The 24,564-nt window shown below is 36.6% G+C and carries 25 protein-coding genes and 1 other annotated feature; of the genes, 15 read left to right on the top strand and 10 right to left on the bottom strand.

The window, feature by feature from the left end:
* Positions 1-61: 61 nt before the first annotated feature.
* Both ACQKNX_RS15475 and ACQKNX_RS15470 read right to left on the bottom strand, forming a co-directional pair.
* Positions 62-919: a DegV family protein gene (locus ACQKNX_RS15475; RefSeq protein ID WP_340826540.1), complete on the bottom strand. Its 858-nt coding sequence runs from the start codon at positions 917-919 to the stop codon at positions 62-64.
* A gap of 92 nt (positions 920-1,011) precedes the next feature.
* Positions 1,012-1,818, bottom strand: a complete 807-nt coding sequence (locus ACQKNX_RS15470) for a Cof-type HAD-IIB family hydrolase (RefSeq protein ID WP_427429639.1) — start codon at positions 1,816-1,818, stop codon at positions 1,012-1,014.
* 125 nt (positions 1,819-1,943) lie between these two features.
* On the opposite strand from ACQKNX_RS15470, the gene ACQKNX_RS15465 reads away from it, so the two are divergent.
* Positions 1,944-2,708, top strand: a complete 765-nt coding sequence (locus ACQKNX_RS15465; RefSeq protein WP_427429638.1) for a prolyl oligopeptidase family serine peptidase — start codon at positions 1,944-1,946, stop codon at positions 2,706-2,708.
* Positions 2,709-2,761: 53 nt separating this feature from the next.
* On the top strand, positions 2,762-3,070 hold the full coding sequence (locus tag ACQKNX_RS15460) for a metal-sulfur cluster assembly factor (protein WP_427429637.1): 309 nt from the start codon (positions 2,762-2,764) through the stop codon (positions 3,068-3,070).
* Positions 3,071-3,274: 204 nt separating this feature from the next.
* On the opposite strand, the gene ACQKNX_RS15455 is transcribed toward ACQKNX_RS15460, so the two are convergent.
* Positions 3,275-3,970 carry a Crp/Fnr family transcriptional regulator gene (locus ACQKNX_RS15455; protein ID WP_427429636.1) on the bottom strand — a complete coding sequence of 232 codons (696 nt, stop codon included), beginning with the start codon at positions 3,968-3,970 and terminating at the stop codon, positions 3,275-3,277.
* A gap of 264 nt (positions 3,971-4,234) precedes the next feature.
* Here ACQKNX_RS15455 and ACQKNX_RS15450 point away from each other — a divergent pair, with 264 nt between their 5' ends.
* Positions 4,235-6,361: an ATP-dependent Clp protease ATP-binding subunit gene (locus ACQKNX_RS15450; RefSeq protein WP_427429635.1), complete on the top strand. Its 2,127-nt coding sequence runs from the start codon at positions 4,235-4,237 to the stop codon at positions 6,359-6,361.
* 56 nt (positions 6,362-6,417) lie between these two features.
* Here the strand turns inward: ACQKNX_RS15450 and ACQKNX_RS15445 are convergent, their stop codons facing one another.
* On the bottom strand, positions 6,418-6,612 hold the full coding sequence (locus ACQKNX_RS15445) for a YjzD family protein (RefSeq protein ID WP_340826294.1): 195 nt from the start codon (positions 6,610-6,612) through the stop codon (positions 6,418-6,420).
* Positions 6,613-6,984: 372 nt separating this feature from the next.
* On the opposite strand from ACQKNX_RS15445, the gene ACQKNX_RS15440 reads away from it, so the two are divergent.
* The 3 genes from ACQKNX_RS15440 (at position 6,985) to ACQKNX_RS15430 (ending at position 9,524) form a co-directional block, all read left to right on the top strand.
* The gene (locus ACQKNX_RS15440; RefSeq protein WP_340826293.1) at positions 6,985-7,923 is read left to right on the top strand and encodes a beta-ketoacyl-ACP synthase III; all 939 of its coding nucleotides are present in this window, start codon (positions 6,985-6,987) and stop codon (positions 7,921-7,923) included.
* A 30-nt stretch (positions 7,924-7,953) separates the two neighbouring features.
* Positions 7,954-9,195, top strand: a complete 1,242-nt coding sequence (gene fabF, locus ACQKNX_RS15435; protein WP_427429634.1) for a beta-ketoacyl-ACP synthase II — start codon at positions 7,954-7,956, stop codon at positions 9,193-9,195.
* A gap of 98 nt (positions 9,196-9,293) precedes the next feature.
* On the top strand, positions 9,294-9,524 hold the full coding sequence (locus tag ACQKNX_RS15430) for a hypothetical protein (protein WP_401021184.1): 231 nt from the start codon (positions 9,294-9,296) through the stop codon (positions 9,522-9,524).
* Here ACQKNX_RS15430 and ACQKNX_RS15425 read toward each other — a convergent pair.
* Entirely contained in the window at positions 9,508-9,816 is a 309-nt protein-coding gene (locus ACQKNX_RS15425) for a hypothetical protein (RefSeq protein ID WP_427429633.1), read from the bottom strand. The two genes, ACQKNX_RS15430 and ACQKNX_RS15425, sit on opposite strands and share 17 nt — an antisense overlap.
* A 16-nt stretch (positions 9,817-9,832) precedes the next feature.
* Positions 9,833-10,822 carry a tryptophan--tRNA ligase gene (gene trpS / locus ACQKNX_RS15420; protein ID WP_427429632.1) on the bottom strand — a complete coding sequence of 330 codons (990 nt, stop codon included), beginning with the start codon at positions 10,820-10,822 and terminating at the stop codon, positions 9,833-9,835.
* Between the two features lie 65 nt (positions 10,823-10,887).
* Positions 10,888-11,119: a binding site (T-box leader), on the bottom strand.
* 494 nt (positions 11,120-11,613) lie between these two features.
* Between trpS and spxA the strand changes: the two genes are divergently transcribed.
* From spxA to pepF, 4 genes are all read left to right on the top strand, one after another.
* Complete coding sequence (gene spxA / locus ACQKNX_RS15415; RefSeq protein WP_024362527.1) at positions 11,614-12,009, top strand: transcriptional regulator SpxA; 396 nt, start codon at positions 11,614-11,616, stop codon at positions 12,007-12,009.
* 437 nt (positions 12,010-12,446) lie between these two features.
* On the top strand, positions 12,447-13,115 hold the full coding sequence (mecA, locus tag ACQKNX_RS15410) for an adaptor protein MecA (RefSeq protein ID WP_340826286.1): 669 nt from the start codon (positions 12,447-12,449) through the stop codon (positions 13,113-13,115).
* A gap of 168 nt (positions 13,116-13,283) precedes the next feature.
* Positions 13,284-14,405 (top strand): competence protein CoiA, encoded by a 1,122-nt coding sequence (locus ACQKNX_RS15405; protein ID WP_427429631.1) that lies wholly within the window; start codon positions 13,284-13,286, stop codon positions 14,403-14,405.
* A gap of 108 nt (positions 14,406-14,513) precedes the next feature.
* Positions 14,514-16,331: an oligoendopeptidase F gene (gene pepF / locus ACQKNX_RS15400; protein ID WP_427429630.1), complete on the top strand. Its 1,818-nt coding sequence runs from the start codon at positions 14,514-14,516 to the stop codon at positions 16,329-16,331.
* Between the two features lie 612 nt (positions 16,332-16,943).
* Here pepF and ACQKNX_RS15395 read toward each other — a convergent pair.
* From ACQKNX_RS15395 to ACQKNX_RS15380, 4 genes are all read right to left on the bottom strand, one after another.
* Positions 16,944-17,753 (bottom strand): ClpXP adapter SpxH family protein, encoded by an 810-nt coding sequence (locus ACQKNX_RS15395; RefSeq protein ID WP_427429629.1) that lies wholly within the window; start codon positions 17,751-17,753, stop codon positions 16,944-16,946.
* Positions 17,746-18,153, bottom strand: coding sequence for a globin (locus ACQKNX_RS15390; RefSeq protein WP_173478079.1), 408 nt, complete (start codon positions 18,151-18,153; stop codon positions 17,746-17,748). The genes ACQKNX_RS15395 and ACQKNX_RS15390 overlap by 8 nt, the downstream gene beginning before the upstream one ends.
* A gap of 251 nt (positions 18,154-18,404) precedes the next feature.
* Positions 18,405-19,196: a lytic transglycosylase domain-containing protein gene (locus ACQKNX_RS15385; RefSeq protein WP_427429628.1), complete on the bottom strand. Its 792-nt coding sequence runs from the start codon at positions 19,194-19,196 to the stop codon at positions 18,405-18,407.
* Between the two features lie 46 nt (positions 19,197-19,242).
* On the bottom strand, positions 19,243-19,833 hold the full coding sequence (locus tag ACQKNX_RS15380; RefSeq protein ID WP_427429627.1) for a CYTH domain-containing protein: 591 nt from the start codon (positions 19,831-19,833) through the stop codon (positions 19,243-19,245).
* Positions 19,834-20,129: 296 nt separating this feature from the next.
* Here ACQKNX_RS15380 and ACQKNX_RS15375 point away from each other — a divergent pair, with 296 nt between their 5' ends.
* The 5 genes from ACQKNX_RS15375 (at position 20,130) to mgtE (ending at position 24,542) form a co-directional block, all read left to right on the top strand.
* Positions 20,130-20,513 carry a hypothetical protein gene (locus ACQKNX_RS15375; protein ID WP_427429626.1) on the top strand — a complete coding sequence of 128 codons (384 nt, stop codon included), beginning with the start codon at positions 20,130-20,132 and terminating at the stop codon, positions 20,511-20,513.
* Between the two features lie 62 nt (positions 20,514-20,575).
* A complete protein-coding gene (locus tag ACQKNX_RS15370; protein WP_427429625.1) occupies positions 20,576-21,244 on the top strand; it encodes a GTP pyrophosphokinase in 669 nt (222 codons plus the stop codon).
* Positions 21,244-22,038, top strand: a complete 795-nt coding sequence (locus ACQKNX_RS15365; RefSeq protein WP_340826274.1) for an NAD kinase — start codon at positions 21,244-21,246, stop codon at positions 22,036-22,038. Before ACQKNX_RS15370 ends, ACQKNX_RS15365 begins: the two co-directional genes overlap by 1 nt.
* Positions 22,013-22,939 (top strand): RluA family pseudouridine synthase, encoded by a 927-nt coding sequence (locus tag ACQKNX_RS15360; RefSeq protein ID WP_427429624.1) that lies wholly within the window; start codon positions 22,013-22,015, stop codon positions 22,937-22,939. Before ACQKNX_RS15365 ends, ACQKNX_RS15360 begins: the two co-directional genes overlap by 26 nt.
* A 226-nt stretch (positions 22,940-23,165) precedes the next feature.
* Entirely contained in the window at positions 23,166-24,542 is a 1,377-nt protein-coding gene (gene mgtE, locus ACQKNX_RS15355; RefSeq protein ID WP_427429623.1) for a magnesium transporter, read from the top strand.
* Positions 24,543-24,564: the final 22 nt, after the last annotated feature.

Genomic DNA, 24,564 nt, shown 5'->3' with positions numbered 1-24,564 from the left:
TTTTACTAACATCTTTGTCTCTCTTATTAAAATATTAAAGTTATGTTCTGTCCTCTTTATGTTATGATTGGTAGCTTTTATTTGTAAAGAAAATTGCGATTGTACCTGGTCCGACATGAGAACCGATAACTGAGCCAATCATTGTCATTTGAACTTCTTTTGGCGCGAATTTTTCCTGTATTGATGCCTTTACTTCGTTAGCAAAGGCCGTATCATCACTATGGCTAATGCCGACAATCTTATTAGAAAAATTACCACCACGCTCTTGCATTAAATCTAACATACGCGCAATAGCTTTTTTACGACCTCGTGATTTTTCAATCGGTACAAGTTTGCCATCCTCGACATTTAAAATAGGCTTAATGCTAAGGAGTCCACCAAGAAATGCACTTGCTTTTGAAACACGCCCCCCTTTAGCGAGGTAATCTAAATCTTCCACTGTGAAAAGATGTTCCATCTGTGAAGCGAGTGAAGAGACTTTTGTTTCAATTTCTTCAAGCGAAGTACCTGCTTTCCTTAGTTGAACGGCTTCTTGAACGATTAAGCCGTGACCTAAAGATGCACATTTTGAATCAATAATTGCTAGCTTTAGTGTAGGATATTGCTCGATTACTTGGTTGCGTATCATTAAAGCTGTACTATACGTACCTGACAATTCAGATGAAAAGGCGATATAAATGCCTTGCTCTCCGCTTTTTGCAAGTTCTTCAAAATGTTTTAAAAAGAGTTCTGGTGAAACTTGTGAAGTTTTTGGATGTGCACCTTGTCGGATAGCGTCGTAAACTTCTTTAGAATCAATCGATATGACATCATCATATTCGTTGTTATTTACTTGTACACGTAACGGAAGTAGAATGACATCATTCTCTTCGTAGTAAGACTTCGGCAAATCACATCCACTATCAGTAAAAATTTTCATCATCTTAACCTCCTAAAAAACTGTATTTATTAGTAATGCTTACTTCTCCCGATTTTTAAATAGCTGAAAAAATGGGAATTACTACTTAACTATCATAATTTTAAGCGCTCAATAAGTATTTTAGCAATGCCATCTTCATTATTCGTAGTTGTAATTTCATTGGCTATGTTTTTTAAGCTAGTGATTCCGTTACCCATAGCAACGCCAATACCAGCATAATCAATCATTTCTAAATCATTGTCCTCGTCACCAAAGGCGATAATGCGCTCACGCGGAATACCTAAGTCTTTGGCTACATGTGAAATTCCGACAGCTTTATTTAAGCCACGACGGACAATTTCAATAATATGAAGCGGTGCACCCCAACGACGATGCTCTATAACTTCTGCATGAACTGCTTGTAAATGGTCTCGAATAACCATGGAATTAGTTTCGTTAGCTTGAATTAGGAGACTCGTTGGATTAACTAATAGATTTGTCGAAATATCACCTAACGTAATTTTGGGATTACCCATGTTAAAAATATTTAGTATGCGATCATCCTCTGTATGCACATAAATGTCATCCTTCACTTCAGCTATAATATTTTCATATTCATAGCTATTAACAGAATCAACAACCTCTCGTACAACGTTTAAGTCAATCGGTGTATGCATTGTTTGCCAAGCAGCATTTTTAGGATGGTGGACATAAGCACCATTAAAATTCACAATAGGTGTTGTTAAACCAAGCTCATGATAGTAAATATCACTTGCACGATAAGGACGACCTGTGGCAATCATAACCTGATGCCCTTGTTCCTTAGCCTGCAATAATGTTTTTTTTGTTTTTAATGAAATTTGTTGTTGGTCCGTTAATAACGTACCATCTAAATCTAAAACGATTAAATGCGGTTTCATTGCTTGTTGCCCCTTTCCTATATGTTTGAATAGTATCTCTTTGTAATCCATACGTCAAAATTTTGTCACATTGAAAAAAGTTTGCTAACATAAAAAAGGTTAGACAAAAGTTGGGAGTGACAAGAATGTTAGTAAAGAATGAAATTTGGGGACATATTCCTTTGTTACATATATCAACAGATAATATGAATGAAAATACCCCGGTAGTAATTTTCTTACACGGCTTTATGAGTGCAAAAGAACATAACTTACATTATGCATACCAGTTAGTAAATAAAGGGGTGCGTGTCCTATTACCAGATGCAAAACTTCATGGTGATCGCAGCGAAGGATTAACAGAGACTCGAATGAATTTACATTTTTGGGATATCGTCTTAAATTCTATTCATGAAGTAGAGCAATTATATAAAGAATTAAAGAATAAGCAATTAATAGCTAACAATAAAATTGGTGTAGCGGGCACTTCAATGGGCGCAATCGTCACATCTGGCTGTTTAAAACTATATGATTGGATTCAAACGGCAGCAATATGTATGGGAGGCCCTGGCTTTATTAAATTAGGAGCATATCAATTGCAACAAATGGCGAAAAATGGAATTAAATTTCCGATGTCAGAGCAAGAAGTACAAAAAACGAATGAACTTCTCGCAAAGTATGATATCAGTTTAACACCAGAACAATTCGCAGGACGCCCAGTTTTCTTTTGGCATGGTGAGCATGATAAAACTGTACCTTTTAATGATACGTATAACTTTTATTTAACATTACGTGCATACTACGATGAAAATCCGAGCAACTTAAAATTTATTACAGATAAACATGCTGGTCATACTGTAACACGTGAAGGTATGTTGGCGGCAACCGATTGGCTTGCACAGCATTTGGCATAATAAGAACCATCTGCTATGATTAAGTTAACACTGTGACGAAAGGAGAAATACAGATGGATCAAGATATGAAAGACAGCATGTTTAGTGCATTAGAAAACGTAATCGACCCTGAGCTTGGTATTGATATCGTCAACTTAGGTTTAGTATATGATGTAGATTTAGATGACGAGGGGTCAGCAACAGTTACAATGACATTAACTTCAATGGGCTGCCCGATGGGACCGGTTATTGTCGATCAAGTAAATACAGCTATGAGTGAACTACCAGAGGTAAAAAGTACAAATGTAAATATTGTATGGAACCCACCTTGGTCAAAAGATAAAATGTCTCGCTATGCGAAAATGGCATTAGGTGTCCGCTAGTAGATTGACTTCTAATAATATGAATAAAAAATCCCTGCTTGCACATAACTGTAAGCGGGGATTTAATATTTATTTTGCTTTAACAGAAGTCCTCCGCTTTTATAGGGGAGACATGTCAAAGATGCACGGCATTCACTGAGCATTAAACCCTCGGCTTAATGAAACCTGCGAATGTCTCAAATACGTCACACCGTTGTTGATAAATCAGTCAATACGGCAAATTTGCAATGGGCAATTTTCACAGGCAATTTCATTTTTTAAATATTGTAAATCAAGAATTGTAATATAGCCTTTTTCGAAGGATAGAATGTGATGTTTTTTAAGATCGTTCAACATTCGGTTAATCATTTCTCTACTTGTAGCACATAAATTCGCAATTTCTGAATTTGTTAATGGTAAGTCGATAAAAATTGACTCATTTTCTAATGGCTTCCCATACGTATTTGAAAGGCGAATTAGCGTTGAAAATAAAGCTCCTTTTTTACCATTTAACACTAAATCACGTAGACGGCTTTGATATTTTAAATTTTCTGTTTGCAACCATTTCATATACTCTACCATTAAATGTGGCTGCTCCACTAATAGATGCTCTAATGATTTACGACTTAAAACATATAACGTTGAAGGTTCTAAAACTTTAGCTGTCATCGAAAAATAAGTGAGGTTACAAAATAATGAGCCTTCACCAATTATACTATCAGGACCGCAAATTCGAATTGTTAATTCCTTTCCATTTTCGGTTTCCTGGCTAATCGAAATAGCCCCTGTTTTAATATAATAAATTTCTTTAGCTCGTTCCCCTTCTAAGAAAATTTTACTATCTTTATTCACTTTAATAAAAACTCCATTATTTTTAAAAAGTGCATGCATTTTCTCTTGAATATTATCCATTAGTACCATATATCAAACACATCTCTTTCTTTTTGTAATAAAAATTACCTGTATTACAAAAGGATGACGATAATCATTTCGATATACTAAAACAACGAAACATACCACTATTATAACGTAATTTTCCATTTTTCAGTAAAAAATTTTTGAGCTTTTTTTTTGCTACGGTTTGTCGATTGTTGTAAAATAAAGTTAGTCAAAAAAGGTCAAACTTTTCATGAAATCAAAATAAGGGTAAAGATATAAAAAAGAAGAGAGAAGAGGAGTGCTACAATGCAATTTCAACAAACTGATGATAAAAAGCCATTAGAGCAATTTGGTCGTAACTTAGTTGAAGAAGTAAAAAACGGAAAAATGGACCCTGTAATTGGACGCGATGAAGAAATTCGCAATGTGATTCGAATTTTGACGCGTAAAACAAAAAATAACCCGGTCTTAATCGGTGAACCAGGAGTAGGTAAAACAGCCATTGTAGAAGGGTTGGCACAACGTATTGTGAAAGGTGATGTTCCAGAAGGATTAAAAGAGTGCGTATTGTACGAGCTTGATATGAGTGCATTAATAGCTGGTGCAAGTTATCGTGGTCAATTTGAAGAACGATTAAAGGGCGTACTAAAAGAGGTAAAAGAATCTGAAGGGCGCATTATTTTATTTATCGATGAAATCCATACAATTGTTGGGGCTGGTAAAACAGACGGAGCAATGGATGCCGGAAATATGTTGAAGCCTATGCTTGCACGTGGTGAACTCCATTGTATAGGAGCTACGACATTAGACGAATATCGTATGTATATTGAAAAAGATCCGGCTTTAGAACGCCGCTTCCAACAAGTGCTTGTTCGAGAACCGTCTATTGAAGATACCGTTTCTATATTGCGGGGCTTAAAAGAACGCTTTGAGCTGCATCATGCAGTACGTATTCATGATCGGGCTATTGTAGCGGCAGCAGAGCTTTCAAATCGCTATATTACAGAGCGTTTTTTACCTGATAAAGCGATTGATTTAATCGATGAGGCATGTGCGATGATACGAACAGAAATCGATTCGATGCCGCAAGAACTAGATGCGGTGACTCGTCGTATAATGCAGTTAGAAATTGAAGAACAAGCATTGCGTAAAGAAAAAGATGAAGCTAGTAAAAAACGTCTTGAGCAATTACAAGAAGAGTTAACAAAACTTAAAGATTCATCAGAAGGGATGCGAAAACAATGGGAAGCAGAGAAAGAAGCATTGCAAGGCATCCAGAAAAAACGTGAATCACTTGATAAATATCGTCGCGATTTAGACGAAGCGGAAAGTAAATATGATTTAAATAAAGCTGCTGAATTACGACATGGGAAAATTCCTGCACTTGAAAAAGAGATTCAAGAGATGGAGAAACATCTAGAAAATGGTAGTGAGACACGTATTTTGCGTGAAGAAGTCACATCTGACGAAATTGCATCAATTGTATCTCGTTGGACAGGTATCCCTGTAACAAAGTTAGTTGAAGGTGAACGTGAAAAATTACTGCGTTTAAAAGATACGTTACATGAACGGGTTGTAGGACAGGATAATGCTGTTCAGCTTGTTACAGAAGCAGTATGGCGTGCCCGAGCAGGCATTAAAGATCCACATCGCCCAATTGGTAGCTTTTTATTTCTAGGGCCAACAGGTGTGGGTAAAACAGAGCTCGCTAAGGCGCTGGCTGCACAGTTGTTTGATTCCGAGGAGCATTTTATTCGTATTGATATGAGTGAGTATATGGAGAAACATAGCGTATCACGTCTCGTTGGTGCACCTCCAGGCTATATCGGCTATGAAGAAGGTGGACAATTAACTGAAGCGGTTCGCCGTAATCCGTATTCTGTCGTATTACTCGATGAAATTGAAAAGGCTCATCCTGATGTAGCGAACATCTTATTGCAAATTTTAGATGATGGTCGCATTACAGATAGTCAGGGACGAATGGTGAATTTTACAAATACCGTAATTATTTTAACATCCAATATAGGCTCTAGCTATTTAATGGAAGCACAAGAAGATGATGCTGGAGTTGAAGATTTAGTTATGGTAGCGCTGCGCCAGCACTTTAAGCCAGAGCTTTTAAACCGAGTGGACGATATTATTATGTTCCATGCATTGTCTGAAGAACATTTCACTGCGATTGCTTGGAAATATGTTGAGCAACTTGTAAAACGTGTAGCTGAGCAGGAAATTACATTAGATGTTGCTCAAGAAGTAATAGATTGGGTCGTTGAACAAGGAGCAGATCCACAGTTTGGGGCACGTCCATTAAAACGCTTTGTGCAACGTTATATTGAAACAGCAGTTGCCAAGGAGTTATTGCGTGGCGAAGTACTACCAGGAGAGACGTTGCATATTAAAATGCAAAATGGTCAGTGTGTAGTCGAAAAATAATAAATAGAAAAAAACCTGTTTCGCATTAGGCGAGACAGGTTTTTTTATGATATTGATTAATGATGGTCTGCAGCTTCTGGAGTTGGCTCGTTTGGAATGATTGCGCCAATAACAAAAATAAGTACAGAGAATACCAATGAAAGGATCGCACCAGTTTGGAAATCAAATGGTACTCCAATTACAGCACTTACTACGTAGTTTAACATAGAAACTAGTAAGAATGACCATATGAACGTTACGATATATTGCATTAATTTCACCTCAACCGAACTTTTTTATTACATATACATTATCATATCATAACATAAGCCGAAAAAAAAAGAACCTTTTATCAAAAAGTGGCGCTTTCTACGCGGTGATTTATGGCAATTTTGTCACAACATTTTAGCTTGTCGACAGAAGAGTATTTTTTTAGCAGCATTTGAATAAATTCTAACGGCGATAACAGAAGTTTTACCGCAGATTAAGAGACTTCAATCGACGATAGTAGTACCTTTACCGGAGATTGAACGACTACTATCTGATATACTAAATTTAATTCACCTTGCACCATTCCTTCATTATGAGTTATAATTATGACCAGTTACTAATAATTGATAGTAAGAAAGCAGAGGGGTTGCTATATGAACGCAGGTATTATAGGTTTAGGCAGATACGTTCCTGAAAAGGTCGTTACGAATTTTGACTTAGAAAAAATTATGGACACTTCGGATGAATGGATTCGAACTCGTACAGGAATTGAAGAACGTCATTTCGCTGCAGATAATCAGGAAACTTCAGATTTAGCAGTAGCAGCTGCGAAAGATGCTATTGCAAAAGCAGGTATTACACCTGAAGAAATAGGATTAATACTTGTAGCAACTGTAACACAAGATCAAACATTTCCAAGTGTAGCATGTATGGTTCAGGAGCAAATTGGTGCTGTAAATGCAGCAGCTATGGACCAAGCAGCAGCTTGCGCAGGATTTATATATAGCTTAGTGACAGCAAAACAATTTGTAGAATCAAGCGCTTATAAATATGTCTTAGTAGTAGGTGTTGAAAAGCTGTCCAAAGTCATTGATTGGGAAGATCGCAATACGGCTGTTTTATTTGGTGATGGAGCAAGTGCTGCCATTGTCGGTCCTGTATCAGAAGGTAGAGGGATTTTATCATTTGAGCTTGGAGCAGACGGCACGGGCGGTAAACATCTTTATTTAACACAGCAAGAGACAATTGCGATGAACGGTCGTGAAGTATTTAAGTTTGCTGTACGTCAAATGGGTGAATCAGCAGTTAATGTATTAGACAAAGCTGGTTTAACAAAAGAAGATGTTGATTTTTTAATTCCACATCAAGCGAATATTCGAATTATGGAATCGGCACGTGAACGTTTAGCATTACCAGCAGAAAAAATGTCAAAAACGATTCACAAATATGGCAATACATCAGCAGCTTCTATTGGAATTTCTTTAGTAGAAGAGCTTGAAGCAGGTAAAATAAAAGATGATGATTTATTAGTACTTGTCGGTTTTGGCGGTGGCTTAACATGGGGTGCCGTTGCAATGAGATGGGGAAAATAACATAGAAAATTGCTTGAGAGGAGTAAGACAATGAGTAAACGACGAGTAGTAATTACAGGAATTGGCGCAGTTACACCACTAGGGAATAGCATCGAAGAAACATGGGCAAACATCAAGGCTGGTAAATCAGGCGTTGGTGAATTAACGCGCTTAAATAAAGATCTATTTGCTGCAAAAATCGCTGCTGAAGTAAAAGACTTTGATATTGAAAAGTATATTGAACGAAAAGAAGCTCGCAAAATGGACCGTTTCACGCACTATGCACTAGCAGCGTCTATTATGGCGATGGAAGATGCACAGCTTACAATTGATGAAGAGTTAGCACCACGTGCAGGTGTATGGATTGGCTCTGGTATCGGCGGCATGGAAACATACGAAAATCAATTTTTAACGTTCCAAGAGCGTGGTGCAAGACGTGTTAGTCCATTCTTTATTCCAATGATGATTCCAGATATGGCTTCAGGTCAAGTGTCTATTCACTTTGGTGCGAAGGGCATCAATTCTTGTTCAGTGACAGCTTGTGCATCTGGTACGAATTCAATTGGTGATGCATTTAAAGTAATTGAACGTGGCGATGCTGATGTGATGATTTCAGGAGGAGCTGAATCACCAATCGTGACGATGGCGGTTGCAGGCTTCTGTGCGAATACAGCATTATCGTTAAATACGGATCCTCAAACAGCTTCTCGTCCATTCGATAAGAACCGTGACGGCTTTATTATTGGTGAAGGTGCAGGAATTGTTATTTTAGAAGAATACGAACATGCAAAAGCGCGTGGCGCAAAAATTTATGCAGAAGTTCTTGGCTACGGTTCAACTGGAGATGCGCATCATATTACTGCACCAGCTCCAGAAGGTGAAGGTGCTGCACGTGCGATGACTCAAGCATTAGAAGACGGTGGAGTAGACCCTTCACAAGTTGGCTATATTAACGCACATGGAACAAGTACACCATACAATGATTTATTTGAAACACAAGCAGTAAAAACTGCTTTTGGAGAACATGCTTATAAATTAGCGATGAGCTCTACTAAATCAATGACAGGTCACTTACTAGGTGCAGCTGGTGGTGTTGAAGCCATTTTTACAGCACTAGCATTGAAAGAGGGCATTTTACCGCCAACAATCAATTTAACAGAGCCAGATCCAGAGTGTGATTTAGATTATGTGCCGAATGAAGCTCGTGAAGCGAACATTGAATATGCAATGAGTAATTCACTTGGTTTTGGTGGTCATAACGCGAGTCTATTATTTAAAAAAATTGAGGAATAATAAAAAACGTCAGCCTAATTTTTATAAGGCTGACGTCTTTTTTTAAAAGCTAGCGAATAGAAAAGAAAGTAAGAAGAAATAGAAAGGATGCCGTTTATTTGTTTCGTCTTTTTATATTTTTAATGAGCTATGGATTAATGATACTTTCTATTGGCAATTTAATTTTATATTTGAATTACCGGACTCTTGGTTATTCCTGGTCGGTTGTCTTTAAATTTATTATGCATACGACAGAATTTTATATGGCAATTGGAGCCTGTATTGTGCTTTGTAGCGTTGTGCTCGATTTTGGTTTTGATCGAACAGCTAATCTTAAAGATAAGGTATAAATGTTACGGGCACCGCTAATTCTACTGCTACTTTTTGGGCCAAGTCTTCACCTTGCTCATCATGATTTTTCGCTAAGTATTCCATACCTTTAATAAATGAATCTGTTTCAAGATCAATCCATTCACCAAACTTACACATCCATGTCGTCAGCTCAGCTAATAACATCTCTCCTAAAGGAAGTTGTTCTAATTCTAAATTAGTGCGACAATGGCCACACCATAATGGATCTGCACCAAAGTCACTTTCTAACAGTAAGGCTTTGATTGTTTTATTACAATGTTCACAGTGCATGTAGCTAATTCCTTTCTTAGCGACGTGTGCGGCCTAAGCCCATAGCTTGTTCCATGCGCTTTAAAGTTGCGCTAGCAATAGCATTTGCCTTTTCTGCGCCTGCATCTAAAATGATATCTAATTCAGATGATTCTACAAGGTTATAAAATCTTTCTTGAATTGGTGTAAGATGATCGATAACTGCTGTCGCCACACTTTGTTTAAAGCCACCATAACCGATACCATCATATTTTTTCACTAAATCATCAATAGTTACACCTGTAATAGCAGATTCAATCGTTAATAAATTTGAAACGCCAGGTTTATTTTCAACATCAAAAGCCACAATACCATCAGAGTCAGTTACTGCTGATTTGATTTTTTTCTCAATATCTTTAGCTGTATCTAAAAGCTTAATTGTTGCTTTTGTATTTGGGTCGGACTTGCTCATTTTTTTTGTAGGCTCTTGTAATGATTTAATGCGAGCACCTGCTTTTGGTAATTGAATTTCAGGAATCGTTAAAACTTCACCATAGCGTTTGTTAAAGCGCTCTGCAAGGTCACGTGTTAGTTCAATATGTTGCTTTTGATCGTCTCCTACAGGAACAATATTCGTGTTATATAATAAAATGTCAGCAGCCATTAATGGTGGATATGTTAAAAGTGCTGCAGAAACTGTTTCCTTACCATGTGATTTATCTTTGAACTGCGTCATACGCTCTAGCTCACCAATAGAAGCGACACATTGTAGCATCCATCCTGCTTGCGCATGGGCAGGTACTTCTGATTGGATGAATAGTGTGGACTTTTGAGGGTCAATACCAGTAGCGATATAAGTAGCAGCTAAATTACGAATGTTTTGACGTAGCTCTTTTGGATCTTGAGCAACGGTAATTGCATGTTGGTCAACGATACAATAAATGGCATTCCCTTCATCCTGTAAAGCTGGGAATTGCTTGAATGCTCCAAGATAATTTCCTAATGTCACAATACCAGTTGGCTGTACGCCTGAAAAAATTGTTGTCATAATAAGTTCCTCCTCGGGGTTCGAAAAATAAAAAAACATCATGCGTCCTCATTAGATTTTACTAATAAAGGGACGAATGATGTTCGAATCCGCGGTACCACCCTGCTTGCCTAAAAGGCCACTTAGCTTCGTAACGTGAAGAGACGAGCTTTGCTAATAGGTATCAAGTGCTTACTTGTACGTTCACAAAGCTAACTCGGAAGCCCATTCCAAATGCGTACATGATCTGTTTCCAGCAACCACAGACTCTCTATACATGTATGTTGCATATGTACTACTCTTCGTCAGCGTTTTTAACTACATTATTAATGTAGAGGTAATGCGCAAAGTGCGCTTTTCTTATTGCACCACATTATAGTATAAAGACTTAGCTAAATGCAAGCCTGAAAAGTCAGTCTTTAGACTGAATTTTTTTAGTTTTGTAAAAAAAAGCAACCTACATTTGGAAAGTAGCGTCATAATTGTACACGTCTAAGTGACATTATTCTCGTTTGTATTTTTTAATTGAGAACAACTAGTTTCCGTATATCCATGTTTAAAATGATGTGCTAATGGGAATATTATTATTAGTTCGTTGGACATGCAAAGGAATTGGATACTTTAAGGTAGTATTAAAAGACAGAATATTTTGTAACAAAGTCATTTACTATGCATTCTTTTTTTCCTTGGAACTATATTCAAATACAGCTGAGTGCTGTATAATGGAACTGTAGTTTTACATTACATTAATTCTAATTTAACAAAAATGGTTTATAGATAACGAAAACAAAGAGAAAGGATGTGTCAGTATGATAGTTACTTTATTTACATCACCAAGTTGTACGTCTTGTCGTAAAGCGAAAGCATGGTTAGAGGAGCATGAAATCCCATATACAGAACGCAATATTTTTTCTGAACCGTTAAGCATTAGTGAAATTAAAGAAATTTTACGAATGACGGAGGATGGAACAGATGAAATTATTTCAACTCGCTCCAAAATATTCCAAAAATTGAATGTGGATGTTGAAAGCTTACCATTACAGCGCTTATATGAACTAATTCAAGAATATCCAGGCTTATTACGACGACCAATAATTTTGGATGAGAAACGATTGCAAGTAGGCTATAATGAAGATGAAATTCGACGATTTTTACCACGTAAGGTTCGGGCTTATCAATTACAAGAAGCACAGCGCATGGTGAACTAAAATCCTCCTATATTGCATAGAATAAATGTATTAGGTGTTACAAATGCAGAAGCATGCATGTTGTGACATCTATTTTTTTATGTTTTACTTATGTAAAAACCTTCAAACAAAACTAATAATTAATAGGTAAAAGTCATATATTTCCCTAAAAGTATGTTAAACTTGATTTAATTAAAATAGTTTACTACAATTTCAATAATTCAAATATCTTCTTTGAAATGGTGTATATCCTTTTCATTTTATGAAAGAACAGCATACAATAGAATTAGAGACAACTGTGACCAAAAAATTTATGATTACAGTTACTCGATGACTTTCTGTGGTGTGGTCAAAGGTTGAAAAACAAGGGAGTATGAAGGTTAAAAACAATGAATCAAAGCATACTAATTAAATAATACTGTTTTTCGACAAATGACAGTGAAGGGAGATGAGGTCTAGTGGACATCGAACGTGTAAATGAAAATACACTCAAGCTCTTTATTACGTACAATGATATAGAGGATCGCGGCTATAGTCGTGAAGAAATTTGGTACAACCGAGCAAAGGGTGAGCAACTTTTTTGGGATATGATTGATGAAGTGAATACGGAAGATTATTTTGATGTAGAAGGTCCGATTTGGATTCATATCAATGCGTCGGAAGTAGGCTTAGAAATCATTGTCACACGTGCACATATTTTAAAAGACGGTGAAACATTAGATGGTCATTCACATTATGATGAACAAAAAAGTATGTTTGCCCCATTCGACGAAGTTGGAGAGGATCTTCTTAGTCAATTAACTCAATTTGGTGACATGGATGAATCAGAGTTATTTATGGATACAGACATTTATGTTTATAAATTTAAAGATATAGATGAGTTAATCCCCGTTGCAAAACGGATGACAGACGACTTAGTGGATTCCTCATTATTCAAATATGAAGGTTGTTACTATTTAGTAGTAGACTTTGCGAACGCAGATGACGATTTAAATCGTCATGATAAGAACGCAGTCATTAAAGAGTTTTTAAGCCCTTCCAATTTCACAATTCATCGTCTTGAAGAATATGGCGAAAAAATTATGGAATACGATTGCTTCGAAACTGTTCGAAAATATTTTAGCTAACATCTTTTAGCTTCAGGAACTTTCAGACTGTAGACACACTCAAAGATTTGAGTATGTCTACAGTCTTTTTTTTAGGTGGTAAAAATCAAATTTCAAAGAAAAGCAGATATTTAGTTGGCTTAAAGGATAACTTTCTTTACAATGGGTGCAAAAAGGAGAAAGATTGCCATGCTAATTGCCTATACAGAGCAGCATCAATTATTTTTCTCATATCAACATTCGAGAGAAGCTCTGCAAATATATCGTCAATATCACCAATTTTTTTGCCCTCAATGTCAGCAGCCTGTTCAATTAAAAATTGGTCAGCTCAATATTCCACATTTTGCTCATATTGCTAGCCAATCTTGTGAACGACGATTTTCAGAAGGAGAATCATTGCTCCATTTGCGAGGAAAAATTCAATTATTTGAATGGTTGAAATCACTCGGGCATACAGTAGAGCTGGAGCCATTTTTAACGACACTGTCTCAACGACCTGATATTTTACTACAAAGTAAACAACGGCCGATTGCGCTAGAATATCAATGTAGCGCGATAACAAATGAAAACTGGCAGTTACGAACTGAAGGATATGAGAAAAATAATATCCAAGCTTTATGGCTTTTTCAAACACCACAGAACAATTATACAACGCAAGCTATTCAAAAAATTAGAATTTCTCCCATCCTCCAAAACGTTATTAGTTATTCATCAAACAATGTGCCATATTTAGTTACATATGATGCAAGAGCAGCTAAATTTAATTATTGGACGAATCTTCTTCATGTTCACGGGCATACTTTTATAGCAAACGTACTCGATATTCCACTTGAAACACAGCACTTTCCATTTTATGAGCCGCAGATGATTTCGCATAATGCATTTATTGCTTACTGGCATATTTATAAAAGAATGTGTCAACAGTATGTAAAGCAACGTTTAATGCGAAGTAAAAAAGGCGTTCAAGACCTTTTTCTACGAAGCTGCTATGAATTAAAATTTTCACTCAATGCGTTGCCGAATTATATAGGTGTACCTGTTAACAATGCAAATGCTATTCCGATTTTTTCAATTGAATGGCAAGCAATCTTGTTGGATTTTTGCAGAAAACGACAGTTATTACCATATGAAATGTATAAAGAAGAAATTCAATTGTTTCTAACGCTACTCAATTTAGAGCCTACAAATTTAAGAGTGCAAGCTATTGAAAACTATGGAAAACTGTTAGGGTATAGTTTCCTTCAACAAGAATGTAGTATGGAATTTTGGAAAAAAGTATATGAGCATTTGTATAGTCATATAAAAGTTTAAGAAACCTCATGAGGAGGAAAAGGTAGGTAGATTATTATTTGCAATTGTCGCAATATATTGAGAAAATGTTTAGAGTAAAGGAAAGTCATAAATAAAGGGGGCTGGCTCATGGCTAGTAACAGCAATCGAGTTTTAATGAGAAATGAAGTACCAGTAGAGTTAACTTGGCGATTGGAAGATATTTTTGCCACTGATGCACTATGGGAAGAGGAGTTCAAGAAGGTCGCAGAACTAGCAAAAAAAGCACCTAGTTATACAGGTACTTTAAAAAATGGTTCCGATGCCTTATTAGCAGTATTAACATATTACGATGAAATTTATCAGCGTACAATGAAACTGTATACGTATGCGCATATGCGTAATGACCAAGATAAAACGAATAGTTTATATCAAGACTTGTATGGTCGTATTCAAACGCTAGCGACAAATATTTCAACGGCACTCTCATTTTTAACGCCTGAAATTTTATCATTAAGTGAAGAAACAATCGAAAGCTATTTAGCAGAAAATCAAGATTTACAATTATACAAGCAATCATTAAAAGAAATTTCATTGACTCGCCCTCATGTACTACCTGCTGAACAAGAAGCATTACTTGCACAGATGGCTGAGGTTACAGGCACTGCTTCAAATACGTTTGGTATGTTGAACAATGCGGATTTAGTTTTCCCTACAGTGAAAAATGAGGACGGGGAAGAAGTTCAACTCACACATGGCAATTACATTAAGTTTTTAGAAAGTAAAAATAGAACAGTGCGTGAAGCAGCATTTAAAGCGATGTATGAAACGTATGGCAATTTTAAAAATACATTTGCCGCTACATTGACAGGCAATGTAAAAAAACATAACGTAAGTGCCAATATTCGTCATTATGATTCTGCACGTCATGCTGCCATGTCAAATAACTTTATCCCAGAAAGTGTGTATGACCAATTAGTAGAGACAATTCATAAGCATCTACCAGCTATGCAGCGTTATATTGCTTTGCGTAAAAAGTTATTAGGTGTGGATGAATTGCATATGTGGGATTTATTTACACCACTTGTTCAGGAAGTTGACATGAAAGTGCCATATGAGCAAGCTAAGGATATTTTAGTGAAGGCGCTAGCACCACTCGGAGAAGAGTATCAAAGCATTGTTCAAAGTGGCTTTGATAATCGTTGGGTTGATGTTATGGAAAATAAAGGTAAGACTAGTGGTGCTTATTCATCTGGTACTTATGGGACAAATCCTTATATTCTTATGAACTGGCAGGACAATGTAGATAATTTATTCACATTAGCGCATGAATTTGGACACAGTGTGCACAGTTATTACACACGTAACAATCAGCCATATGTCTACGGAGATTACTCAATTTTTGTGGCTGAAGTAGCCTCTACATGTAATGAAGAATTGTTGAATGATTATTTGCTAAAAACAATAGAAGATCCGCAACAGAAAATTTATTTATTAAATCATTGGTTAGACAAGTTCCGTAGTACGGTTTTCCGACAAACAATGTTTGCAGAATTTGAACATATGATACACCAAATGGACAAAAATGGGGAATCATTAACAGCGGAACGTTTAACGGAAGTATATTATAATTTAAATAAGCTCTATTTTGGAGATGCAATCGTAATTGATGAGGAAATTGGCCTGGAATGGGCACGTATTCCGCATTTCTATTACAATTACTATGTATATCAATATGCTACTGGAAAATCTGCTGCTACTGCATTAAGTAAGCAAATTTTGGAGGAAGGTGAACCTGCTGTAGAACGTTATATTAATAACTTCTTAAAAGCTGGTTGCTCGGACTTCCCAATTGAGGTGCTAAAAGCAGCAGGTGTTGATATGAATGTGGCTAAACCAATTGATGATGCTTGTAATGTATTTGAACAACGGTTAAATGAACTTGAAAAGTTATTGTTAAATAATTAATTCGTGTGGCTGTAGTAATCTTACTACAGCTATTTTCTTTGCTAAGTGGAATAGGTCATTCTAGAAAAAAATAATTAATAATGATTTTCTTAGATTTATAAATGAAAAAAAGTAACCATCTTGAAAAAATACTGTATTGTAATCGCTTTCTATATGACAAATTTGTGAATCTAAAGCAGGATACATTGCTTAATTTATTATTCCATGATAAAGTGAATCTTGTGAAATAAATCACAAAACAAACATACACCCCTTTGTTTGAACGTGAACATTTCTCCCATCCCCTTTGTGAAAAAGAGGCGTCTCTATCTGTCGAGGATAGAGGCGTCTCTTTTATTTTAGGTCTTTGTTGCTATTAGCAAAACTTGTTTGTGCCTTTAGTAGTTTTTTTACTAACTATCTCTTTTGCTATTTTTCCTAGTGGTGCATTATTTTATTGCTAAGACTATTGAAACAACCTTTCTACTTTCAATAATGTTTTTGACGCACTGCTTTTGCTTAGCAGAAACAAATCAATTAATCTAATTACCAGTTTTATAAACAAAAAAAAGGATAGGTCTCTGTCATATAATGAGCGAGTTCCTAACCTTTTGGAATAAAAGTATAATTGCATTATTTAAGACGCCATAGTGTAGCGTGATCTGTTTGAATACGTTCTATCTTTTGTTGAAGCATACGTTTTTTTAATTCACGTTCAGCTGCTTGTTCTGTTAATGAATAAATAAAAGCTATGTCATTTGTAGAAAGTGTTTGAAACTTTGAAAACAACTCTTCAATGGTTGGTAACGTTTGGCGTATAAGCTGCTCGTTCATCATCTCTTCTAAAATATGTTCATAAACCTCATAGGAATAGCTACCACTCACTTTTAGACCTTCATCTTCAATGCATTCATTAAAAAATACGATACTAGGTACTTCATCAACTTCCATTTCCCGCTTCATATACAAATCGCATTGGAAGGCGCGTGCGGCTTCTTTTGAGCCAAAGTCTACTACAAATTCATTCATATCTAATTGAACATCCTCAGCTATTTTTAAAAGTGTAGCATAGGAATTTACATCTTGATGGTTCAGTACAACATATTCCTGTAATTTCGACAAATAACGAGCTCCTGCACGTTTACCCTGTAATTCTGCCGCCTTTATAGCTATAGAAGGTAGAACAGGATGATTAATATCCAGTTCAATCCCTGATTCACAACCTTTCATGCGCTTGCTCAGACAATTAAGTGAAGAAAGCTCTGTGCTTAAGACAATGCGCCATGAGAAATAATGATTGTACTCTAGTTGTAGTTTACGAATGATGGATTGCATACTAAAAGCTTCAGGACAAAGTGGATCTACGAAAATATACAATTCAATTGGCTTATTAGCAGTAGAAATCGTCGGTGTTGGTTCTTGCAACATTTGAATATTATTCACGTAATAATTCCCCCTCATCGTCATTAGGTGTATTAATCATGTGATGAGCTGTTAATACTAAACGGTGGTAATAGGTTTCACGGAACTTCCCTTCCAAGCCAACTTCATCCATTGCTTCGGCCATACATTCTAGCCAAGCTTGGGCACGATCGGGTGTAATTGGAAAATTCATATGACGCGCACGCATCATTGGATGTCCATGCTCTTCAGTAAAAAGATTTGGACCACCTAAATACTGTGTTTGAAATTGAATTTGCTTGCGTGCTGTCTCTGTTAAATCTTTTGGGAAGATTGGTATAAGTTCAGGATGCTGTGCAACTCTTTTATAGAACGCATGTATGAGTTCAGAAAGTTTTTCAGCGCCCAGCTCCTCATAAGGAACAGTGTATTTTCGACTCATAAGTAAATGCTCCTTTTATTCTTTATAGGAAGTATATCGTAAAGTGCAAATCAATATGTTGATGTACAATTTTAGCTAATACTATGTTGAATAGAAAAATGTGAATATCTTGTGACTACCTTCATTCTATCAACGTCCATTCGTTTACACAAACAAAGAGCACTTTGGAATGTTTTCGCTAGAAAAGCACAAATTTCACCAACATGGGTGAAATTTGCTGAAAAAGACCGTAATTACAGGTTTTATGCGATTTATACAGTGTAGTAATTCATCACTTTTTTGACATAATTCTGTGTTTCCTTAAATGGTGGGATACCATTATATTTTGTTACACGAGAAGCACCAGCATTATATGCTGCCAATGCAAGTGTTGGATCATTATCAAATTTATCGAGCATTTGACGCAAATATTTGGCTCCAGCCATAATATTTTGTTCAGGATCAAAGGAATTCGTTACACCTAAAAATTGTGCTGTCTTAGGCATCAATTGCATTAAGCCTTGTGCTCCTGCATTACTGACAGCTAATGCATTAAAGTTAGACTCTTGCTTTATAACGGCTGCAATAAGCTTGGCAGGTACATTATAGGTAGCTGCAGCATTGTCAATAATATCGCCGTATTTGTTTGCTCCAGCAAGTGAATTTGCATAGGCAGTTGATCCAATAACATCATCTGATACATAGGAATCAAGACTAGTGCTGGCTTGCATTTTTGCTAACGTAGCCTGGATAGAAGCAGGTATATATACTGAATTTGATCCACTATAAAGCAATGATTGAAGCGAGCTATTTGTAGTTCCTCCAGACATGCCTGTTAAACTACTAAGCTGATCCATGAAATTTGTAGAGCTTGATGAGCTCATGCCAAGTAGACTAGATAATTTTGCATTGTTAGTTGTTGTGGCATCGCCTAACATTTCTTCAATCATATCAGAAAATAATGAATTGCTGTTTGTGAAAGAATTGGATGAAGTATTTTCTGTAGAACCAAGTGTTTGCAGTGCTTGAATTTCAAGCATTGTTCTTAAAGATTGGATATCCAATTAGTTGGTCACCCTTTCGTTTTTACTATTAAGTAAGTAGCTGTAATTATTGTTTCTTAATTGATTGTAGTGCTTTCATAAAGCGGGCGATTTTTTTTTCAGCAATTTGTTTTTCTATACTATATTGCTGTAGAAATTCGTCGAAGATTGCATTTCCTTTTATTTCATCTTTTGATTCATATTCTACCTCATAATCGTCACACTGCAAATAGAAAGAATGATCAAATACAAGAAGTCCGTCTTTATAAGGAATTTCGACACGGTCTGTTGTAAGTGAACCGAACACTGCTAATTGCTCTAGTGGAATATTGTGTATCGCTAGTCTTTTAGCAACTTCTGGCGCATAAAAGCCTTGACCTGCAAGCATTTTTTCGGCTTGCGCTGCTGTTAATTCGTCCGTCGTCTCTAAATGTACATGTTTTGAAGATTTTTCTTTTAAAGTACATTCATAATAATTGTCTATTATTCGAATACGAAGCCCACTTTGCAATTTTCGAATAGCATTAGATGGTGTGTCGAAATAATGATTTGTTTGACGATGAATAGCATTTTTTTTGATTTGGAAATCTTCTAGCAATTGTTCATATTGTTGTTTGGTTAACACATTTTTAAATTCAATTTCAAGTTGTTGTGCCATGTATGCTCACCCTTTATTATTAGTATTTAAACTTGATTTAGCAGAAGTCAGCCAACTATATACTTGATTCAGTGAAGGCTTAAACCCTTGCTAAACCAAGTTTAAGGTCTCTTGCGACAGTCACAGATTTTAAGAAGAGCTTTTCAAGTATGCCCGAAAATAATCTGGATGCAAATACACCGAGACGTAATAGATTTTTAACCTGAGTTTACTTGTAGTTTTGCAATTACACACTGCAACTATTTACCCCATATGATAAAATAAGAGGAAGAGAACGACGAAAAGGGGACCCACATGTGCGTAAAATATATACAATAGAATCATTTTATTTTGAAAACAAGCAACTTCATTTTAGTTTAAACGACAATAATAAAAATTTACAGTTAAAGCCTGCTGCTCAATTAATTGCAGACTCTGATGATTTTGCTTTTATTTATTTACTTGATGCAGGAGAGGACTATCATTATTTGCGTTTTCCACTGACTAGTTGGGAGAACCTTGTACATATTTTACAAGCTAAGCAAAACCCAATGTTAAAAATAGATGAGGAAGTAATTGAACTTACAAATTTTTACGATGAATTGGAAATGCTCGTGTATAATATTGAAGGAAATTACAATTACGGAGCAGAATTTGTTCAGGCAGTGGAACAACACTTCAAGGCAGTTCTCGCTGAATAAAAAGACAAAACGAACAGACGGTGTTGCTTTTGTTCGATACCGAATGTCGGGAGGTTTTAGCGATGGGACAATGGGAGATTTTTTTAAGTCCTTATAAACAAGCAGTAGATGAGTTAAAAATAAAATTAAAAGGTATGCGTTCCCAGTTTGGCATTGTCAATGCAAATTCACCAATAGAATTTGTCACAGGACGAGTAAAGCCACTGGCAAGCATTTACGATAAAACGTTAGAAAAAGGACTAGCCTTTGAACCTTCGAAACAACTTGGCGACGAGCTTGGCGATATTGCGGGTGTTCGTATTATGTGCCAATTTGTAGATGATATTTCGACGGTGACAGAGCTAATACGGCAACGTAAGGATATGCGCGTTGTTGAAGAGCGAGATTATATCACCCATAGTAAACCAAGTGGTTACCGTTCACATCATATGATTGTTGAATACCCCGTTGAAACCATTCAAGGAAAAAAGGTAGTGCTAGCTGAGATTCAAATTCGTACATTAGCTATGAATTTTTGGGCATCAATAGAACATTCACTAAATTACAAATACAAAGGCATGTTTCCAGAGGAAATAAAGAATCGTCTGCAAAGTGCCGCAGAGGCTGCATTCCGGTTGGATGAAGAAATGTCATCGATCCGTAGTGAAATTCAAGAAGCGCAGGCCTATTTTAGTGAATATAAAGAGGCATCGAATCCTAGTTTACTATCAGAGAAGGAGCGTGACTCATAATGAAATTTTCCATTCAATCACGTAGAGATGCACAATCAAATGAATTAATGGAGCTAGCAAAAACATATTTGCAAGACTTTGGATTAACATATGACGAAGAGACGCCTGAAATTGTTGTATCAATAGGTGGGGACGGAACGTTATTACATGCCTTCCATCGTTACTCACATTTGCTAGATCAGGTTGCGTTTGTAGGTATTCATACAGGTCATTTAGGATTTTATGCGGATTGGAAGCCCTCGGAATTAGAGAAATTGGTGTTATCCATTGCCAAGAAGGATTTTAATGTAGTTGAGTATCCATTACTGGAAGTAAAAGTGGAGCATCATAATACTGATTCCAATACTTATTTGGCGTTAAACGAAGCGACGGTGAAATCACCGGATGTTACGCTCGTAATGGATGTAGAGCTAAACGGGAATCAGTTTGAGCGATTCCGTGGCGACGGTCTTTGTGTTTCGACACCTTCAGGTAGTACAGCTTATAACAAAGCCCTTGGAGGAGCTATTATTCATCCAACATTAGCGGCACTTCAAATTACTGAAATAGCATCTATAAATAATCGTGTTTTCCGTACAGTTGGCTCACCATTGATTTTACCAGCACATCATCACTGTGTTTTACGTCCGGTCAATGAGCAAAACTTTAATATGACAGTTGATCATATTCAAGTTACACAAGGCGATGTTAAATCCATTGCTTTTAATGTAGCCAATGAAAAAGTCCGCTTTGCACGCTTTAGACCTTTTCCATTCTGGGAACGTGTGCATGAGTCATTTGTTGCCAATGAATAATAGCGATACACGTTTTACGCTTCGTTTTCTAGCTGAAAAGGATGGCCAATTATTACGTGAAGCTTTAGCAGAGTGGCAAATATCCAAACGAGCCTTAACAGCTATTAAATTTGAAGGGGGTTTATTGACGGTCAATGGTACCGAACAAAATGTACGTTACCCTCTTCAAGTAGGCGATCAAGTAGAAGTAAAATTCCCACCAGAAGAGAAAAGTGATGGGCTTGCTATTGAATATGGCAAGCTTGCTGTTATTTACGAGGATGAGGCTCTGTTAGTGCTCGATAAACCAGCACATCAAAGTACTATTCCATCTCGTGAGCATCCAACTAAAAGTATTGCAAATGATGTTTGCGGCTATTTCGAACAACAGAGTTTAGCTTCTACCGTTCATGTTGTGACAAGACTTGATCGGGATACATCCGGCTTGTTATGCATTGCAAAACATGCGCATATTCATCATCTAATGGGTCTAGCCCAACGCCTTGGTGAAGTGTCACGTGAATATGAAGCAATTGTACATGGACATTTAACAGAAGATTGGCAGTCTATCGTGGCGCCCATTGGTCGAAAAAAATCGAGTATTATCGAGCGTGAGGTACGACAGGATGGACAATATGCTCATACGGATGTAACCGTATTACAGCGTTTTTCTGTTAAAGGAGAGCCGATGACTCATATTCGCCTAAAGTTGCATACAGGTCGAACACACCAAATTCGTGTGCATTTGAGTTATTTAGGTCATCCGCTCGTTGGTGATGATTTATATGGAGGGCGTCGCGAACTGATAGATCGGCAAGCATTACATTGCGTATCGTTATGTTTGCAGCACCCTTTAACAAAAGAAAAGCATTATTTCACTAGTCCTATAAAGGATGATATGCAACGAATATTAAATAACTGAGGAGGTGTTCGCAAAAACGGGCATCTCCTTATCATTTTTACTAAAAATAATTATCTTAATAGCATGTTTACAGAAAAATAAGCAATTGTAGGGTATAGTATAGTAGAAAGTTGATGTTATCTAAAAAAAGAGTTTGCACAAACAGTACATGCACACTATTATATAAAAGGTAGATTTACATCAACGTATGTAAAATGAATTCAACGCTCGGAAGGAGGGGACAAGCATGATAGAGGAAAGAAATGAAAAGGTTGATGTGCAATTCGACGAAGCACATTTACGAGGTATGCTCGAGACCAATGATATTACCGCATTCCGTGATGAGTTTTTAGAACTTCATCCATATGATCAGGCAACGTTTTATGAAAAGGTGGAGCCTGATATACGACAGATCATCTATTCGTACTTGTCTCCGACGGAAATGGCTGATATTTTTGAGGCAATCGAATTAGATGATGATGAATATAAAGCATATTTAGCAGAGATGGATCCAGCATATGGTGCGGAAATGCTTTCCCATATGTATGCAGATGATGCCGCAGACGTCTTAAATGAGCTGGATACTCAGCAACGAGAAAGCTACTTAGGCATGATGGATGAAGAAACAGCTGGAGAGATTAATGAGCTTTTGAGCTATGATGAATATACAGCTGGTTCTATTATGACAACTGAATACGTGGCTATTCCTGAAAATTCTACAGTTCGTTCAGCAATGGCGATATTACGGAAAGAGGCACCGAATGCCGAAACGATTTATTATATTTTCGTAGTGGATGAGGCACATCGACTGACAGGTGTTATTTCTCTACGTGATTTAATTATTGCAGACGAAGATACACTTATTCGCTCAATTATGAATGAACGAGTTGTGATGGTACATGTTGGGGATGACCAAGAGGAAGTAGCACAAATTATGAAAGATTATAATTTCTTGGCGACACCGGTTATTGATGATAAAGGTGAGCTTTTGGGGATTATTACAGTTGATGATATTATCGATGTTATTGATGAGGAAGCATCTGAGGATTACTCTAAATTAGCGGGTATTTCAGATATGGATAAATTTGATACAAATCCTTGGCAAGCAGCGAAAAAACGATTGCCATGGCTTGTCGTATTATTGTTTTTAGGCATGCTAACAGCGAATTTAATGGGGCAATTTGAAGATACATTAGATAAGGTTGCGCTACTGGCTGTCTTTATTCCACTCATCTCAGGTACATCGGGGAATAGCGGAACACAAGCATTGGCTGTTGCCATTAGAGGTATTGCTACTGGTGACGTTGAAGAACATAGCAAAATGAAACTGTTACTTCGAGAGGCTGGTACTGGAATTTTGACTGGTATTGTTTGTGGTATCATTGTTATCGGAATTGTATATATATGGAAAAACGAATTAATATTAGGCATGCTTGTAGGTGCGGCTATTTGTGGTTCAATTTTAGTGGCAACTCTTGCTGGATCATTTATCCCTTTATTGATGCATCGCATGAAAATTGATCCTGCTGTTGCATCAGGTCCGTTTATTACAACGTTAAATGATATTACGAGTATTTTAATTTATTTAGGACTAGCGACAATGTTTTTAAATCAAATAGGCTAAGAACCAATTTCTTCTTTTTTGC

This window comes from Lysinibacillus sp. NPDC093712, assembly GCF_050280025.1.
Taxonomy (GTDB): domain Bacteria; phylum Bacillota; class Bacilli; order Bacillales_A; family Planococcaceae; genus Lysinibacillus.
Note: the sequence above shows the minus strand (reverse complement) of the source record. Positions and strands in the feature narration are given on the sequence as shown.

Excerpts from the sequence above, each read along its gene's own strand:
- ACQKNX_RS15475 (WP_340826540.1), bottom strand. The coding sequence starts at position 919 with ATGAAAATTTTTACTGATAGTGGATGTGATTTGCCGAAGTCTTACTAC.
- ACQKNX_RS15470 (WP_427429639.1), bottom strand. The coding sequence starts at position 1,818 with ATGAAACCGCATTTAATCGTTTTAGATTTAGATGGTACGTTATTAACG.
- ACQKNX_RS15465 (WP_427429638.1), top strand. The coding sequence starts at position 1,944 with ATGTTAGTAAAGAATGAAATTTGGGGACATATTCCTTTGTTACATATA.
- ACQKNX_RS15460 (WP_427429637.1), top strand. The coding sequence starts at position 2,762 with ATGGATCAAGATATGAAAGACAGCATGTTTAGTGCATTAGAAAACGTA.
- ACQKNX_RS15455 (WP_427429636.1), bottom strand. The coding sequence starts at position 3,970 with ATGGTACTAATGGATAATATTCAAGAGAAAATGCATGCACTTTTTAAA.
- ACQKNX_RS15450 (WP_427429635.1), top strand. The coding sequence starts at position 4,235 with ATGCAATTTCAACAAACTGATGATAAAAAGCCATTAGAGCAATTTGGT.
- ACQKNX_RS15445 (WP_340826294.1), bottom strand. The coding sequence starts at position 6,612 with ATGCAATATATCGTAACGTTCATATGGTCATTCTTACTAGTTTCTATG.
- ACQKNX_RS15440 (WP_340826293.1), top strand. The coding sequence starts at position 6,985 with ATGAACGCAGGTATTATAGGTTTAGGCAGATACGTTCCTGAAAAGGTC.
- fabF (WP_427429634.1), top strand. The coding sequence starts at position 7,954 with ATGAGTAAACGACGAGTAGTAATTACAGGAATTGGCGCAGTTACACCA.
- ACQKNX_RS15425 (WP_427429633.1), bottom strand. The coding sequence starts at position 9,816 with ATGCACTGTGAACATTGTAATAAAACAATCAAAGCCTTACTGTTAGAA.
- trpS (WP_427429632.1), bottom strand. The coding sequence starts at position 10,822 with ATGACAACAATTTTTTCAGGCGTACAGCCAACTGGTATTGTGACATTA.
- ACQKNX_RS15405 (WP_427429631.1), top strand. The coding sequence starts at position 13,284 with ATGCTAATTGCCTATACAGAGCAGCATCAATTATTTTTCTCATATCAA.
- pepF (WP_427429630.1), top strand. The coding sequence starts at position 14,514 with ATGGCTAGTAACAGCAATCGAGTTTTAATGAGAAATGAAGTACCAGTA.
- ACQKNX_RS15390 (WP_173478079.1), bottom strand. The coding sequence starts at position 18,153 with ATGAGTCGAAAATACACTGTTCCTTATGAGGAGCTGGGCGCTGAAAAA.
- ACQKNX_RS15380 (WP_427429627.1), bottom strand. The coding sequence starts at position 19,833 with ATGGCACAACAACTTGAAATTGAATTTAAAAATGTGTTAACCAAACAA.
- ACQKNX_RS15370 (WP_427429625.1), top strand. The coding sequence starts at position 20,576 with ATGGGACAATGGGAGATTTTTTTAAGTCCTTATAAACAAGCAGTAGAT.
- ACQKNX_RS15365 (WP_340826274.1), top strand. The coding sequence starts at position 21,244 with ATGAAATTTTCCATTCAATCACGTAGAGATGCACAATCAAATGAATTA.
- ACQKNX_RS15360 (WP_427429624.1), top strand. The coding sequence starts at position 22,013 with ATGAGTCATTTGTTGCCAATGAATAATAGCGATACACGTTTTACGCTT.
- mgtE (WP_427429623.1), top strand. The coding sequence starts at position 23,166 with ATGATAGAGGAAAGAAATGAAAAGGTTGATGTGCAATTCGACGAAGCA.